The organism is Massilia suwonensis (assembly GCF_042655665.1).
Classification (GTDB): Bacteria; Pseudomonadota; Gammaproteobacteria; order Burkholderiales; family Burkholderiaceae_D; genus Telluria; species Telluria suwonensis.
This window is the reverse complement of record NZ_JBHSMR010000013.1, coordinates 2,433,987-2,448,242: the sequence shown is the minus strand read 5'-3', so window position 1 is coordinate 2,448,242 and position 14,256 is coordinate 2,433,987. Positions and strand designations below refer to the sequence as shown.

Below are 14,256 nucleotides of genomic sequence, written 5' to 3'. Positions count from 1 at the left end.
CATCGGGCTATAGTGAAATCGTTGATTTCCAGTCTCCCCTCCCCATTGACAAAATGGGTTCGCCCACGGCGCCTTTCGGTCCCGTGGGCTTTTTATTGCGCGATCAGTCCGCGCGGCGCGCCAGGTGATCGAGCGCCTCGCCGGTCACGCGGCAGATACGCCACTCCGGCAGGATTTCGGCGCCCATGGTCTGGTAGAAACCGATCGCCGGCTCGTTCCAGTCCAGCACCGACCATTCGAAGCGGCCGCATTGGCGTTCGACGGCGATTTGCGCCAGCTTCGACAGCAGCGCCGTGCCGTAACCCTTGCCGCGGTGCGACTGGCGCACGTATAAATCTTCCAGGTACAGGCCCTTCTTGGTGAGGAAGGTCGAGAAATTATGGAAGAACAGGGCAAAGGCGACGACTTCGCCGTTTTCCTCGCCGATGATCGCTTCGCAGGCCGGCCGGGTGCCGAACAGGCCCTCGTGCAGCAGCTCTTCGGTGGCGACGACCATGTGCTCGAGTTTCTCGAACACGGCCAGCTCGACGATCATCGAGTGGATGTGGGTGACGTCGGCCGGTTCGGCGGGACGGACGGAAAAGTGGGTGGCAGAGCTCATTGGGTTTCGGTTGCGTTGTTCAAGGTGACAGGTTGCACGGCTTTGGCTGCGGGTGCGAGCAGGGCCCAGGCCACGCTGCCCAGGCACAGGACCATGCCCAGGAACTCGACGGGACCCGGGCGGTAATGTTCGAGTTTAATCGACAGCAGCACGGACAGGACCGGCGTGATGACGCCGATGTAGACGGCCTTCTGCGGTCCGATGCGGTTGATCAGGGTGAAGTAGGCGAGGAAGGCGATCACCGATCCGAAGACCGACAGGTACAGCAATCCCAGCGTATAGGAAGCGGTCGGCGGCGGCACGAAGCGCTGGCCGGTCAGCAGCACATAGACGGCGACCAGGGCCGTGCCCCAGAACATCGACCAGGCCGTGGTCAGCATCACGTTGCCCGATTGCTCGCGCACCTTGCCGACCACGATGCTGCCGGCCGAGCTGGCGATCGTCGCCACCAGGGCGAGAATGACGCCGAGCAGGAAGTGGCCGCTGCCGCCCGCCTGCACGTCGCGCCAGGCGGTGCCGATCGAGTGGTAGAAGAGCAGGGCGACGCCGCCGGTGGCGACCGCGCCGGCGCCCCAGGTGCGCGGGGCGATCGGGGTGCCGTAGAACACCCGGCTCAGCACCGGCGTCCAGAACACCATCAGCGCGAACAGCACGGCCACCAAGCCCGACACCACGACTTCCTCGGCCTGGTAGGTGCAGATGTACGACAGGCCGAAGGTTGCCACGCCCTGCAGCATGACCCACTTCTGGGTGCGCCAGGGCAGCTGCAATTTATAGCCGCGCCCGATGCAGAGGACGAACAGCACGCTCGAGGCGAGCGCGAAGCGGTAGACGACGGACACCGCCGGCGGTACTTCGCCCAGCTGCAAGGTAATGGCCCAGAAGGTCGAGCCCCAGATCAGCGAGGCAATGGTAAACAGGACGGAAGAAGGCATCGCGGAAGTATACGTGCTTTCCCCGTTTCCTGCCGTCTATAGATTGGAAAAACAGGAGGCCACGCCACGGTGTGGCGGTGCCGCAAATGCAGCCGATCGCTCAGTGGGTGACGCGCGTCATGTAGCCATTGCTCAGCAGGCGCACGCGCTCTCCCGGACGGAACAATTCATCGGCCGCCTGCGTGATGGCGCGCAATTCTCCGCTGTCGAGCCGGACAGTGATTTCGAAGCCGGGACGGTTGTTGACGCTCGCTTCGGTGTGATGGCCGAGCACGCCACCCGCGATGGCGCCGACGATGCCCGCCGCGGCAGATCCCCTGCCGTGGCCGACCGTGGAGCCGGCCAGGCCGCCGAGCGCCGCGCCGCCCATGGTGCCGACGCCCGAGTCCGGATTGACGATCACCACATTGCGCACCGACTCGACCGTGCCGATACGCACGACCTGCTCGCTCTGGGTCTGGTAGGCGCGGTAGACGTTGCCGGAGGGCGGTGCGGTGGCGCAGCCGGCAAGCAGGGCTGCAAGGAGGAAGAGGGAAGGGGCTTTCATGACAGCCTCCAAAAACGTGAGACGTTTCGGAGAGCTCACTCCCGGAGCAGAGAAGGCGCCACACCGTGATGCGGCGCCATTCACGTTCAATAAGCCAGATTCAAGCGCCGGTACAGGAAACCCAGCACGAACAGCGGCCCGATCAGCAGGAAGCGCAGGTCGTCCAGGAAGGACGGCTTCTTGCCCTCGATCTTGTGGCCGATGAACTGGCCGATCCAGGCGACGACGAAGATCGCGATCGACAGCGGCAGCACGGTCAGCGGCGGCATCGCCGCCAAAATCGCCAGCATCAGGATCGACATCGCCAGCATGCCGACCGCGAAAGGTTTCGACAGCTGCAGGTAGTACCACATCGACCCGATCACGGCAGCCAGCGCCACCACCGGGTGGATCGCCCACAGGATGCCGAGCAGCGAGAACACGATGACCGGCACGCAGACAAAATGGATCAGCTCGTTGGTCGGGTTGCGGTGGCTCTCGCTGTACTGGGCGAGCAAGAGGTGAATGTCGCGCGAGGGGGCGGTCATGGGAGTCTCCGGCTTGATTGTTATGCGAACGATTCTACACCGGGACGCGCGCAAAAAATCAGGCCGCCGCGCTCGCTGCCGGCGCAAACGCGGGCGCTGCGCCCAGGCGCATGTGCGGATGATTCGCGAACACCTCCGCCACCCACTCCACGAACACGCGCACCTTGGCCGACATGTGGCGGTTTTGCGGATAGACGATGTGCACCGGCAGCGGATCGCTGACCCAATCCGGCAGCACCTGCACCATCCGTCCTTCTTCCACGTGCCGCATCAGCAGATAATCGGTCATCTGCACGATACCCAGGCCCGCCAGGCCAGCCTGCACATAAGTATTCGAATCGTTCAGCGCGATCACGCCCGGCATCGGCACCTCGATGCGCTCGCCGTCGCGGTTGAAGTCCCAGTCGTAGACTTTACCGGTCTTGGCCGAAAAATAGTTCACGCAGCGGTGCTGCGACAGCTCGTTCGGGTGCAGTGGCATGCCGTAGCGCGCCAGGTAGGCGGGGGAGGCCGCGGTGACGAAATTGATGATGCCGACCCGACGCGCGATCAGGCTCGTGTCCAGCAGGGGCCCGCCGCGCACCGCGCAGTCGACGCCTTCCTCGACCAGGTCGATCGGCCGGTCGGTGCTGCCCAGTTCCAGCGTGATGTCGGGGTAGCGCTCGAAGAACCCTGGCAGCGCCGGCACCAGGATCTCGCTCGACAGTCCGGTCGGCGTGTCCACGCGCAGCCGCCCGCTCGGGTTGATGCGCATGCGCGACAGCGATTCCTCGGCTTCGCGCACATCCGCCAGGATGCGCACGCAGCGCTCGTAATAGGCGGCGCCGTCGGAGGTGACGGTGACCATGCGCGTGGTCCGGTGCAGCAGCTTGGCCGAGAGCGAAGCCTCCAGGGCCTGCACCAGGGTCGAGACGCTGGCCTTGGGCAGGTCGAGCAGCTGCGCGGCGCGCGTAAAACTGCCGGTGTCGACCACCTGCACGAAGACTTCCATTGCCTGCAGCTTGTTCATGATGCCTCGATTCGACCCGTTTAATCCACTTTTAAGCGTATTGTTCGCAATATCCGAACAATGGATTCGGAATTGCCGTCTTTATCAGATTGTAGTTGATGTCTATAGTGTGCGTACTGGAGCATCAATAACGTGGCAATCGGGAGCAGGACATGAACATTCGGGACAGCGTGGTGGCAACGATCGCAGTGGCGGTCAGCACCCTGGCAATGGCCGGGGTCGTCGGCAGCGGCGCTTATGCGCAGGCGGCGGGCGCCGAGGCGCGCGGCGTGCATGCGCTGTCGACCATCATGGCGCATACCCTGTGCACCGAAGCTGTGACCCTGGCCGCCGTCGCGCCGGAGGTGACGCGATGAACGACCGTTTGGATACCATGAACGCGATTGCCGACGAGGTTCGGGTGCGCGAAATGGAAGTGAGCGGCGAGCAGGGGCCCTTGAGGGCGCGCCTGTACGCCGCCGGCCCCGTGAAAGGCAAGCGCGATACGCTGGTCGTGTTCTTCCACGGCGGCGGCTTCATCGTCGACGACCTCGACGAATCGGACGGCTTCCTGCGCCGCCTTGCCGGCGTCAGCCATACCCCGGTCGTGCTCGCATCGAACTACACGCTGGCCACGGTGCGCCCATTCCCGGCCGCGGTCGAGGATGCCCACGCCGTACTGCTGTGGGCGAAAAAGAACAAGACCAAGCTCGGCTGGAACGGCAAGCACCTGCTGGTGGCCGGCATCGAAGCTGGCGCTAATCTCGCCGCCGTCTGCGCCCTGATGTCGCGCGACCGCGGCGCGCCGAAACTGGCCGGCCAGATCCTGATCATGCCGATGCTCGACCCGGGGCTGTCGACCTGCTCGATGCGCGAAATGCCGCAATGCGTCGACCAGGCCAGGCTGGCCGATGGCTGCGCCGCCGCCTACCGCGGCTACCTGCCGAACGCGGCTGACCGTACCCATCCGTACGCCTCGCCGCTGCAGTCGAGCCGCCTGAAAAACCTGCCGCCGGCCCTGATCCTCTCGGCCGACGACGACCCACTGCGCGACGAGGCCGAAGCCTATGGCGCCAAGCTCGCCAGCTTCGGCGTGCAGACCACCGTGCGCCGCATGCTGCCGGCGCCGCAACTGGCGGACGACCGCAACGAATGCGCCTGCGAACGGCCGGCGCTGGCGGAGATCGCTTCCTTTATCGCTGACCTCGAGGGGCAGGAGGCCCCTCAAGCCTAAGTCAGCACCTCCCTGATTTTCCAACTCTGAAACGAACTGGGCAACCGCACCATCGTGGTGCGGCGGGACCCGCTTTTCCTGCCATTTTCTGCGGGAGGGACGGGTGTCGCCAAAAATTAACATTCTCACAAGAAAAAGGGGTCAACATGAGAAATCTGGCACAACTCACCAGCGCCGCAAAGCCGCTGATCGCCGCACTGGCCACCGCTGGCCTGGTCGGCCTGTCGCTCGCCGGCTGCGAAGACGCGACCGGCAAGACCGCACCGGCCGCACCTGCCGCGCCACCCGTCTCGGCCGCCATCGTGCTCGAAAAGCCGGTCGCCGAAACCCAGGAATTCTCCGGCCGCCTGGAAGCCGTCGAACGGGTCGAGATCCGCTCGCGCGTCAGCGGTTTTATTACCGCCGTCAACTTCAAGCCGGGCAGCGAAGTCAAAAAAGGTGACGTGCTGTTCGTGGTCGATCCGCGTCCTTACCAGGCCGAAGCCACCCGTGCCCAGGCCGCCGCCGCCTCGGCCCGCGCCAAGGCCGATCTGGCCAAACGCGAATTGGCCCGCGCAGAGAGCCTGATGGCCGATAAAGCCATCGCCCGCCGCGAATTCGACGAAGCCGCCGCCGGCCAGAAGGAACTCGAAGCGAATGCGGCCGCCGCGCAAGCCGCGTACGAAGCCGCACGCCTGAATCTCGCCTACACCCGCGTGGTGTCGCCGATCGACGGCCGCGTCTCGAAAGCAGAGATCACGATCGGCAACCTGGTCGACCCGGCCGCCGCGCTGACTTCGGTCGTCTCGCTCGACCGCATCTACGCCAGCTTCGACGGCGACGAGGAAACCTATCTGCGCGTCGGCGCCAAGGCGAGAGATGGCGCGCCGGTGGCGGTGCGCGTCGGTCTCGCCAACGAAGAGGGCTTCCCGCACGAGGGCAAGCTCGAATTCGTCGACAACCAGCTCGACACCCGCACGGGCAGCGTGCGCATGCGCGCCACCTTCGACAACAAGGATGGCGCGCTGGTGCCGGGCCTGTTCGCACGCGTCCAGCTGGGCGCGGCCGACAGCCGCAAGGCGGTCTTGATCAACGAGCGCGCCGTCGGTACGGATCAGAGCCGCAAGTTCGTGTTCGTGGTGGGGCTTGATGGCAAGGCCGAATACCGTCCGGTCACGCTCGGCCCCGTGGTCGACGGCCTGCGCGTGGTGCGCAGCGGCGTCAAGGCGGGCGAAAAGATCGTCGTCAACGGCCTGCAGCGTGTGCGCCCTGGCGCACCGGTGGCGCCGCAGATCGTCCCGATGGACAGTAGCGCACCGCTGGCGCTGGCCGCGAACGCGAAGGAGTAAGCCATGAACTTCTCACGCTTCTTTGTCGACAAACCGATCTTCGCCGTCGTGCTGTCGGTGCTGGTCTTCGTCTCCGGCCTGATTGCGATTTTCCAGTTGCCGGTCTCGGAATACCCCGACGTGGTGCCGCCTTCGATCGTGGTGCGCGCCCAGTACCCGGGCGCCAACCCGAAAGTCATCGCCGAAACCGTGGCCGCGCCGCTCGAAGAACAGATCAACGGTGTCGAGAACATGCTCTACATGTCCTCGCAAAACACCTCCGACGGCGCCCTGATGCTGACGGTGACCTTCGCCATCGGCACCAATGTCGAGCAGGCCGAAACCCAGGTGCAGAACCGCGTCCAGCGCGCGCTGCCGCGCCTGCCGGAAGAGGTGCGTCAGATCGGCGTCACCACGGTCAAGAGTTCGCCGAACCTGACGATGGTGGTGCACCTGAATTCGCCGGACGGCCGCTACGACGACCTGTACCTGCGCAACTACGCGACCCTGAACATCAAGGACCGCCTGGCGCGCATCGAGGGCATGGGCGAAGTGCAGTTGTTCGGCTCGGGCGACTACGCGATGCGCGTCTGGCTCGATCCGCAAAAGGTGGCGGCGCGCGGCCTGGTCGCCGGCGACGTCGTCGATGCGATTCGCGAGCAGAATGTGCAGGTGGCGGCCGGCGTGATCGGCCAGGGTCCTGCCAAGGGCGCCGAGTTCCAGCTGACCGTGAATACGCAGGGGCGCCTGTCCACCGTCGAGGAGTTCGGCGACATCGTCGTCAAGACCGGCGAGGATGGCTCGACCACGCTGCTGAAGGACGTGGCACGCCTGGAGATGGGCTCGAATTCCTATGCCCTGCGTTCGCTCCTGAACAACAAATCGGCGGTGGCCATCCCTATCTTCGAGGCGCCGAACGCGAACGCGCTGCAGCTGTCGACGGACGTGCGCGCCACCATGGCCGAGCTGTCCAAAGAGTTTCCGGAAGGTGTCGAATACAGCATTGTGTACGACCCGACCCAATTCGTGCGCGAGTCGATCGACTCCGTCATCCATACGCTGCTGGAGGCAGTGGTGCTGGTCGCGATCGTCGTGATCGTGTTCCTGCAAAGCTGGCGCGCATCCATCATTCCGCTGCTGGCCGTGCCGGTGTCGGTGGTCGGCACCTTCGCCGTGATGCTGATGTTCGGCTTCTCGATCAACACGCTGTCGCTGTTCGGGCTGGTGCTGGCGATCGGCATCGTGGTCGACGACGCGATCGTCGTGGTCGAGAACGTCGAGCGCAACATCACCAACGGCTTGAGCCCGCACGACGCGACGATCCAGGCGATGAAGGAAGTGTCGGGCCCGATCGTGGCCATCGCGCTGGTGCTGTGCGCCGTGTTCGTGCCGATCGCCTTCGTATCGGGCCTGACCGGCCAGTTCTACCGCCAGTTCGCATTGACGATCGCGATCTCCACCGTGATCTCGGCCTTTGCCTCGCTGACGCTGGCGCCGGCGCTGTCGGCCGCGCTGCTCAAGGCGCACGACGCGCCGAAGGACCGCTTGACGCGCGCCATGGATACTATCTTCGGCCGCTTCTTCGCCGCCTTCAACCGCTTCTTCGGCCGTGCCTCACACCGCTACGAAGGCGGCGTGCAGACGGTCCTGCGCCGCAAGACGATCTCGCTGGCCGTGTATGCGGTGCTCGGCGTGGCCGCGCTGTTCATGTTCAAGGCGGTGCCGCCGGGCTTCGTGCCGCAGCAGGATAAAGCCTATCTGATCGGCTTTGCCCAGCTGCCGGATGCCGCCTCGCTCGACCGCACCGACGCCGTGATCCGCCGCATGTCGGCCATCGCGAAGGAGATCCCCGGCGTCGATTCCTCGGTCGCCTTCCCCGGCCTGTCGATCAACGGCTTTACCAATGCGCCGAACGCCGGCATCGTGTTCACGACCCTGAAACCGTTCAGCGAGCGCCATGGCAAGGAGCAGTCCGCCGAAGCCATCGCCGCCGAGATCAACAAGCGTATGGGCGCCGTGGAAGACGCCTTCGTGATGGTGCTGCCGCCGCCACCGGTGAATGGCCTCGGCACCACCGGCGGCTTCAAGATGATGCTGGAAGACCGCGGCAATCTCGGCTACGACGCACTGTACAAGGCGGCGCAGGCCATGCAGGCAAAGGCCTGGGCCGATCCGCGCCTGGCTGGCGTGTTCTCGAGCTACCAGATCAACGTGCCGCAGCTGTTCGCCGACATCGACCGCGTGAAAGCCAAGCAGCTCGGCGTGCCGCTGCAGACCATCTACCAGACCTTGCAGGTGAACCTCGGCTCGCTGTACGTGAACGATTTTAACCAGTTCGGCCGCACCTACCAGGTGCGGGTGCAGGCGGACGCCCAGTTCCGCTCGCAGCCGGAGCAGATCGCGCAGCTGAAGGTGCGTAACGTAAAAGGCGAGATGATCCCGCTGTCGTCCCTGATGCAGGTGAAGGACAGCTATGGCCCGGACCGCGTGCAGCGCTACAACGCCTATGTGGCGGCCGACATGAACGGCGGTCCGGCAGCCGGCGTATCCTCGGGCCAGGCGCAAGCCATCTTCGAGCAGATCGCGAAAGAGACGCTGCCGAAAGGGATCGCCTACGAATGGACCGACCTGACTTACCAGGACATCCTGTCGGGGAACACCATGGTCTTCGTCTTCCCGCTGTGCGTGCTGCTGGTGTTCCTGGTGCTGGCCGCGCAGTACGAAAGCTGGACCCTGCCGCTGGCCGTGATCCTGATCGTGCCGATGTCGATCCTGTGCGCGCTGGTGGGCGTGAAGCTGACCGGAGGCGACAACAACATCTTCACGCAGATCGCCCTGTTCGTACTGGTGGGATTGGCTTCGAAGAACGCGATCCTGATCGTCGAATTCGCCCGCGAACTCGAACACCATGGCCGCAGCGTCGTTGCCGCGGCACTGGAAGCGAGCCGCCTGCGCCTGCGTCCGATCCTGATGACCTCGATCGCCTTCATCATGGGCGTGGTGCCGCTCGTGTTCAGCAGCGGCGCCGGCGCCGAGATGCGCCATGCGATGGGCGTCGCCGTATTCGCCGGCATGTTGGGCGTGACCTTCTTCGGCCTGTTCCTGACGCCGCTGTTCTACGTGCTGCTGCGCAGCTTTGCCAAACGTTTCGAGAAAAAAGCCGTCGCCCCTGTCGTGGTGGCGGTGGAAGGAGTCGCACAATGAAATCGATGATTGCACGCGGTGTTGCACCGCTTCTCGCTGCGCTGCTGCTGAGCGCCTGCGCCGCGCCGGCCTTCAAACAGCCGGTACTCGATACGCCGGCCGCGTTCAAGGAGGCGGCGCCGGTCCTCACCGCTGCCGACGGCAGCCGCTGGGCCCCGGCCCGCCAGGCCGAGCAGCAGCCGCGCGGGCAATGGTGGCTCGCCTTCCAGGATCCGCGGTTGACCGAACTGGTGGACGAGGCGACGAAGAACAACGCCAGCCTGGCCGTGGCCGCTGCGCGGGTCAAGCAGGCAAGGGCGATCGCCGGGATTGCGCAGGCGGACCGCCTGCCGCAGGTCGGGCTGGGCGTCGGCGCCCAGCGCGCCCGTCCGGCGCCGCTGGAAGCGGGCGGTTCGCTCGCGCCGCAGAACAGCTACAGCGCCAGCCTGAGCGCGAGTTATGAAGTCGACCTGTTCGGCCGCGTCAGTTCCAGCGTCGAAGCGGCGCGCCAGGATGCCGGCGCCAGCGAGGCCAGCTACCGCTCGGTGCTGCTGTCGCTGCAGGCCGACGTCGCGCAGCAATGGTTCCGCCTGCGCGCGCTGGACGCCGAACTGGCGACCGTCGACAGCGCGGTGCGCCTGCGCGAGGAAAGCGTGCGCGTGAACCAGCGCAGGTTCGACCTGGGCGACATCGGCGAATTCGACCTGACGCGCGCGAAGACGGAGCTGTCCGCCACGCGCGCCGAGGCGATCGGCCTGGAGCGCCAGCGTACGACGGCCGAACATGCACTCGCCGTGCTGCTGGGCCGCCCGGCCGCGCGCTTCGCGGCCACGTCCAGCCCCTTGCCGGAGGACCTGGCGCTCCCCGCGATTCCGGCAGGGCTGCCTTCGACCCTGCTCGAACGCCGGCCCGATATCGCCGCCGCCCAGCGCGCGATGGAAGCGGCGAACGCGCGCATCGGCGTGGCGCGTGCGGCCATGTTCCCGGCCCTGAACATCAACGCGGCCGGCGGCGGCGTCGGCGCCAGCATGGCGGACGTGTTCAACTGGAGCAGCCGCTCCTGGGTGCTGGGCGCGCTGCTGTCGCTGCCGATCATCGACGGCGGCCGCAACAAGGCCAACGTGACGCGCAGCGAAGCGGCGCTGGAGGAAGCGGTGGCGGCGTATCGCCAGAGCGTGCTGGTCGCCTTTGCCGAGGTCGAGGACAACCTGGCCGGCGTGCGCATCCTGGCCGAGCAGGGTGTGGAAGTCGACGATGCCGTGCGCTCGGCGCGCCGCTCGGCGGAGCTGGCCCGCAAACTCTACGACGCCGGCCGCTCCAGCTACCTCGACCTGCTCGACGCCCAGCGCAATTTGGCGGCCGTCGAGCGCAGCGCGGTCCAGCTGCGCGGCAACCAGGTATTGACCAGCGTCGCACTGATCCGGGCGCTGGGTGGCGGCTGGGATGCGCCGGCGGCTTCCACGCCGCTGGCTGCGCGCTAAGCCTTATAGAGAGCTGCCCCTTGCGGCGGACCTGGTGCGGTCCGCCGTTTTTTTATGTGCGGCCCGCGTGAGCCCGGCAGGGCTACAATCGCGGCATGAGCACCGATTCCACCTTGCTGACCGGCCTGGCCCCGGTTCTGGACACCCATATCCGGATCCTGATCCTCGGCAGTTTTCCGGGCGCCCAGTCGCTCGCCGCCGCCCAATACTACGCCCATCCGCGCAATCAGTTCTGGAAGCTGGTCGGCGCCCTGGTGGACGAAGAGCTATATGCCATGCCTTACGCCGAGCGCCTGCCGCGCCTGCTGGCACACGGCATCGGCCTGTGGGACGTGCTCGGCGCCTGCGAGCGCGAAGGCAGCCTCGATTCCGCCATCCGCAAGCCGGCCGCCAACGATTTCGCGCGCCTGCACATCCTGTGTCCCGCCCTGGAAACGGTCGGCTTCAACGGCCAAGCCTCCGGTAAATTCGCGCCGCAGTTCGCGGCGAACGGCTACCGGACCGTGGTGCTGCCGTCAAGCTCACCGGCGCACATGGCGATGAGTTTCGAACAAAAGCTGGCCGCATGGCGCCAGCTGCTCGCGCAGGATGCGGGGGTGCCGGCACAAGGCTCCTTGCTGTAACAAGAGCTCGTCCATACGCCGATTTGGGTTCGGTGGTATACTGCTCCCTGTCGTGGCGATGTCCATGGCATCGAAACAAGGCCCGCAACAAGCGGGCTTTTTCTCTCCTCGCGCAGGTCGGCGTCCGGTTGCAGGCCCGGATACAAGCCGCCGCCACACTCCCGCTACAAGCGGCCCTTTCACCGTTTTCTCCGGTCCAGTCCACGCGGGCGCTGGCAACCGGCGGCATCGTCATCGCGCTTCTGTTATGCGCCGGCTCGCGGCTTCAACTTAAAGGAAGAACAACATGGCAAAAGAAGAACTCATCGAAATGAACGGCCTCGTGACCGAAGTGCTGCCTGAACTGCGCTTCCGCGTCGACCTGGACAACGGCCACAAGCTCGTTGCCTATACCTCGGGCCGCATGAAGAAGAACCACATCCGCATCCTGGCGGGCGACAAGGTGACGCTGGAACTGTCGCCGTACGACCTGAACAAGGGCCGCATCGTGTTCCGTCACATCGAAACGCGCGGCGCCCCGGCGCCACGCACCGGCGGCTTCCAGCGCCGCCGCTGATCCATCCCCGCGGCCGCGATCGACAGGCGCAAGGCCTGTCAATTACGGCGCGGCCCGCCCGTCATCCCGCGCAGGTGCGCCAGCTTGGCCGAATAGCGCTCGCGCGTATCGCTGCGCACGCTCATGTCGCGCGCCAGCGCCAGCTGTTTCTCGGCGACCTTCAGTTCTCCCAGCTGCAGGTTCGCGATCCCCAGCCAGAAATGGAATTCGTCGTTGTAGGGCGCGCGTGCCACCTCGCGCGCGAACAGGGCGCGTGCCTGGGCGATGTTCCCGGCCTTGTAGGCGTCCATGCCCTGGTTGAAGAAGTGGTAAGGCGGTGCCGGATACAGGCGCGCGGCGCGCTGCTTGAGCTGTTCCGCTTCTTCGTTCTTGCCGTTGGCCGCCAGTAGGGGCGCGAAGTTCTGCAGCACGACCAGGCTGTCCGGCTCGCGTTCGAGGGCGACCCGGTAGACCTGCTCGGCCAGCAAGGGGTGGCCGCTGCGCTGGTAGATCACGGCCAGCGTGTTGTAGGCGGCGGCCAGCGTCGGCTTCTTCAGCAAGGCGCCGCGCGCCCACCAGTAGGCGTCGGCCTGGCGACCCTGCGCAAGTTCCTCGGCGGCGCGGTTGTTCATGTACAGGGCGACAATGTCCGTCTCGCTGAGGTAGCGTACGCGCTGGCGGCTGTTTGCCATGCCCGGGATGAAATCGATCGTCAGCATGGCGGAGGCGTCGTAGTCGTCGGTGCGCGGTGCGCGCGGTGCAAGGCTCAGGTTGACGTGCGAGCTGACCATGTAGAGCGCGTGGTCGCGGCTCCAGGTGTCTTCGATCTGCACGTCCTGGAAGCGCACGTTCAGGTCGAGCTGGCGCGCGAAGGCGGCGGTCATGATCACCAGCGATAGGCAGTTGCCCTGGCGCGAAGCATAGGTTTCGGCTGCGGTGCCGGTATAGCTGGAATCGTAGTCGAGCTTGAGGTCGCTCGCGTCGTAAAGCGCGTGGACCAGGCCCAGCGTTTGTCCATGTTCGCGCAGGAGCGCCTGGAAGCGCGCGCTGGTGAGGTGGCTGCGCATGGCCGGGCTGAGGTCGAACAGCTTGCTGGCGTCGACCGGCCGGCTGGGGGTGGGAAAGGCGCTGTCGTTGAGCAGGGCGGTCACCTCGCTGTCCGGTACCGATGGCTGCCCGACATGGGCGCAGCCGGACAAGAATACGAGCAGCGACAAAATCCAGGTTTTCATCATGCCTCCCAAGCCGGTAGCGATACTTCAGTATCTGCCTGCCCGGGCGGCCTGTCAAAAACTAGTGATCGTCGTGCAGCGCTTCTTCCAGTTCGTCCAGTAATTCGGCCGTTTCATCCTCGTCGAGCGAGAGATAGGCGCATGCGCGTTCGCCGCCCTTGTCCCATTCGGGCGAGCCGGCGTGGCCCTGGTAGCGGCGGATCGCGCGCTCGGCCAGCAGCGACAGGGCGACCAGCGAACGCACGGCGTCGTCGGTGTTCTCGTCGTCGATCACGGCGTAATCGTGGTGGTGCAGGATGGCCCAGGATACGTCGCTCGACAGGCCCCAGTTACGCGCCAGCAGGGTGCCGACGGCCGCGTGATTGGTGCTGTGGCGCTCGTCCTCGAGCGCGGTGAAGGCGCGTTCGGCTTGCGCCCCGGCGTCGAGGAAGGTGGTCTCGTAGTCGGGGAAGCGTTTCACCAGCAGCGGCATCCCGGTATCACAGAACAGGCCGAAGGTATGGGCGATGTCGGGCGCGCCGATGCGCAGGCGGCGCGACAGGAACATCATCGCGTGCGAACGCTTGGTCGACACGTCCCAGAAATTCGCCAGCGCCGCGCTCTCGACGGGAATCGCCTGGCGCGCCAGCAGGCCGGTCATCAGCGCCGCCACCTGGTTAATGCCCAGGAACAGGATGGCCTGTTCGATCGACTTGGCGCGGCGGCCGCCGAACAGCGAGGAATTCGCCAGTTTCAACAGGGCGCCGGCCATGCCGACGTCGCGCGCGACGATGTGGCCGATGCGCTCGGGCGAGGGGTCGCTGGAGGCGAGTTCGGCCTGCAGGTCGGCCAGCAGACTAGGGCGCGGAGGAATGCGGATCGACTTGATCAGCTCGTCGACAGGATCGGCGGCAGCAGGAGCCGCAGACGCGGCGGCACGCAGCGGGGCGCGCGGCGCGCTACGCGCAGGAATTGCTTTTGCGGCAACTGTACTCATGGGAAGAAGGTGCTTATGGGAAATAAAAGCGAAGACCGCCATGATAAACGATGCTGCATTTCCTTGCAGCAACAGGCCGCTTTCCTT

Annotated in this window: 14 protein-coding genes; 7 read left to right on the top strand and 7 right to left on the bottom strand. The window is 65.8% G+C overall.

Annotated elements, in window-relative coordinates; genetic code table 11:
- Positions 1-103: 103 nt before the first annotated feature.
- The 5 genes from ACFPQ5_RS19085 to ACFPQ5_RS19065 all read right to left on the bottom strand — a co-directional run bounded on the left by ACFPQ5_RS19085 (position 104) and on the right by ACFPQ5_RS19065 (position 3,619).
- Positions 104-601 carry a GNAT family N-acetyltransferase gene (locus tag ACFPQ5_RS19085; RefSeq protein WP_379759398.1) on the bottom strand — a complete coding sequence of 166 codons (498 nt, stop codon included), beginning with the start codon at positions 599-601 and terminating at the stop codon, positions 104-106.
- A complete protein-coding gene (locus tag ACFPQ5_RS19080; protein ID WP_379759395.1) occupies positions 598-1,536 on the bottom strand; it encodes a DMT family transporter in 939 nt (312 codons plus the stop codon). Before ACFPQ5_RS19080 ends, ACFPQ5_RS19085 begins: the two co-directional genes overlap by 4 nt.
- 100 nt (positions 1,537-1,636) lie before the next feature.
- Entirely contained in the window at positions 1,637-2,083 is a 447-nt protein-coding gene (locus tag ACFPQ5_RS19075) for an outer membrane lipoprotein (RefSeq protein WP_379759392.1), read from the bottom strand.
- Between the two features lie 86 nt (positions 2,084-2,169).
- Positions 2,170-2,610 (bottom strand): Mpo1 family 2-hydroxy fatty acid dioxygenase, encoded by a 441-nt coding sequence (locus tag ACFPQ5_RS19070; RefSeq protein ID WP_379759389.1) that lies wholly within the window; start codon positions 2,608-2,610, stop codon positions 2,170-2,172.
- 58 nt (positions 2,611-2,668) lie between these two features.
- On the bottom strand, positions 2,669-3,619 hold the full coding sequence (locus tag ACFPQ5_RS19065; protein ID WP_379759386.1) for a LysR family transcriptional regulator: 951 nt from the start codon (positions 3,617-3,619) through the stop codon (positions 2,669-2,671).
- Between the two features lie 152 nt (positions 3,620-3,771).
- Here ACFPQ5_RS19065 and ACFPQ5_RS19060 point away from each other — a divergent pair, with 152 nt between their 5' ends.
- From ACFPQ5_RS19060 to infA, 7 genes are all read left to right on the top strand, one after another.
- Positions 3,772-3,975 carry a hypothetical protein gene (locus ACFPQ5_RS19060; protein WP_379759383.1) on the top strand — a complete coding sequence of 68 codons (204 nt, stop codon included), beginning with the start codon at positions 3,772-3,774 and terminating at the stop codon, positions 3,973-3,975.
- Positions 3,972-4,832: an alpha/beta hydrolase gene (locus ACFPQ5_RS19055; RefSeq protein ID WP_379759381.1), complete on the top strand. Its 861-nt coding sequence runs from the start codon at positions 3,972-3,974 to the stop codon at positions 4,830-4,832. Before ACFPQ5_RS19060 ends, ACFPQ5_RS19055 begins: the two co-directional genes overlap by 4 nt.
- Positions 4,833-4,978: 146 nt before the next feature.
- Positions 4,979-6,160, top strand: coding sequence for an efflux RND transporter periplasmic adaptor subunit (locus ACFPQ5_RS19050; RefSeq protein ID WP_379759378.1), 1,182 nt, complete (start codon positions 4,979-4,981; stop codon positions 6,158-6,160).
- Between the two features lie 3 nt (positions 6,161-6,163).
- Positions 6,164-9,343, top strand: coding sequence for an efflux RND transporter permease subunit (locus ACFPQ5_RS19045; RefSeq protein WP_379759375.1), 3,180 nt, complete (start codon positions 6,164-6,166; stop codon positions 9,341-9,343).
- The gene (locus tag ACFPQ5_RS19040) at positions 9,340-10,803 is read left to right on the top strand and encodes an efflux transporter outer membrane subunit (RefSeq protein WP_379759372.1); all 1,464 of its coding nucleotides are present in this window, start codon (positions 9,340-9,342) and stop codon (positions 10,801-10,803) included. The genes ACFPQ5_RS19045 and ACFPQ5_RS19040 overlap by 4 nt, the downstream gene beginning before the upstream one ends.
- 95 nt (positions 10,804-10,898) lie before the next feature.
- The gene (locus tag ACFPQ5_RS19035; RefSeq protein ID WP_379759369.1) at positions 10,899-11,426 is read left to right on the top strand and encodes a DNA-deoxyinosine glycosylase; all 528 of its coding nucleotides are present in this window, start codon (positions 10,899-10,901) and stop codon (positions 11,424-11,426) included.
- A gap of 286 nt (positions 11,427-11,712) precedes the next feature.
- Entirely contained in the window at positions 11,713-11,982 is a 270-nt protein-coding gene (gene infA, locus ACFPQ5_RS19030) for a translation initiation factor IF-1 (protein ID WP_136220888.1), read from the top strand.
- 38 nt (positions 11,983-12,020) lie between these two features.
- On the opposite strand, the gene ACFPQ5_RS19025 is transcribed toward infA, so the two are convergent.
- Complete coding sequence (locus ACFPQ5_RS19025) at positions 12,021-13,193, bottom strand: tetratricopeptide repeat protein (protein ID WP_379759366.1); 1,173 nt, start codon at positions 13,191-13,193, stop codon at positions 12,021-12,023.
- Positions 13,194-13,254: 61 nt separating this feature from the next.
- Entirely contained in the window at positions 13,255-14,169 is a 915-nt protein-coding gene (locus ACFPQ5_RS19020; RefSeq protein ID WP_379759363.1) for an HDOD domain-containing protein, read from the bottom strand.
- Positions 14,170-14,256: the final 87 nt, after the last annotated feature.

Excerpts from the sequence above, each read along its gene's own strand:
- ACFPQ5_RS19020 (WP_379759363.1), bottom strand. The coding sequence starts at position 14,169 with ATGAGTACAGTTGCCGCAAAAGCAATTCCTGCGCGTAGCGCGCCGCGC.
- ACFPQ5_RS19080 (WP_379759395.1), bottom strand. The coding sequence starts at position 1,536 with ATGCCTTCTTCCGTCCTGTTTACCATTGCCTCGCTGATCTGGGGCTCG.
- ACFPQ5_RS19085 (WP_379759398.1), bottom strand. The coding sequence starts at position 601 with ATGAGCTCTGCCACCCACTTTTCCGTCCGTCCCGCCGAACCGGCCGAC.
- ACFPQ5_RS19065 (WP_379759386.1), bottom strand. The coding sequence starts at position 3,619 with ATGAACAAGCTGCAGGCAATGGAAGTCTTCGTGCAGGTGGTCGACACC.
- ACFPQ5_RS19035 (WP_379759369.1), top strand. The coding sequence starts at position 10,899 with ATGAGCACCGATTCCACCTTGCTGACCGGCCTGGCCCCGGTTCTGGAC.
- ACFPQ5_RS19055 (WP_379759381.1), top strand. The coding sequence starts at position 3,972 with ATGAACGACCGTTTGGATACCATGAACGCGATTGCCGACGAGGTTCGG.
- ACFPQ5_RS19075 (WP_379759392.1), bottom strand. The coding sequence starts at position 2,083 with ATGAAAGCCCCTTCCCTCTTCCTCCTTGCAGCCCTGCTTGCCGGCTGC.
- ACFPQ5_RS19040 (WP_379759372.1), top strand. The coding sequence starts at position 9,340 with ATGAAATCGATGATTGCACGCGGTGTTGCACCGCTTCTCGCTGCGCTG.
- ACFPQ5_RS19070 (WP_379759389.1), bottom strand. The coding sequence starts at position 2,610 with ATGACCGCCCCCTCGCGCGACATTCACCTCTTGCTCGCCCAGTACAGC.
- ACFPQ5_RS19060 (WP_379759383.1), top strand. The coding sequence starts at position 3,772 with ATGAACATTCGGGACAGCGTGGTGGCAACGATCGCAGTGGCGGTCAGC.
- infA (WP_136220888.1), top strand. The coding sequence starts at position 11,713 with ATGGCAAAAGAAGAACTCATCGAAATGAACGGCCTCGTGACCGAAGTG.
- ACFPQ5_RS19025 (WP_379759366.1), bottom strand. The coding sequence starts at position 13,193 with ATGAAAACCTGGATTTTGTCGCTGCTCGTATTCTTGTCCGGCTGCGCC.
- ACFPQ5_RS19045 (WP_379759375.1), top strand. The coding sequence starts at position 6,164 with ATGAACTTCTCACGCTTCTTTGTCGACAAACCGATCTTCGCCGTCGTG.
- ACFPQ5_RS19050 (WP_379759378.1), top strand. The coding sequence starts at position 4,979 with ATGAGAAATCTGGCACAACTCACCAGCGCCGCAAAGCCGCTGATCGCC.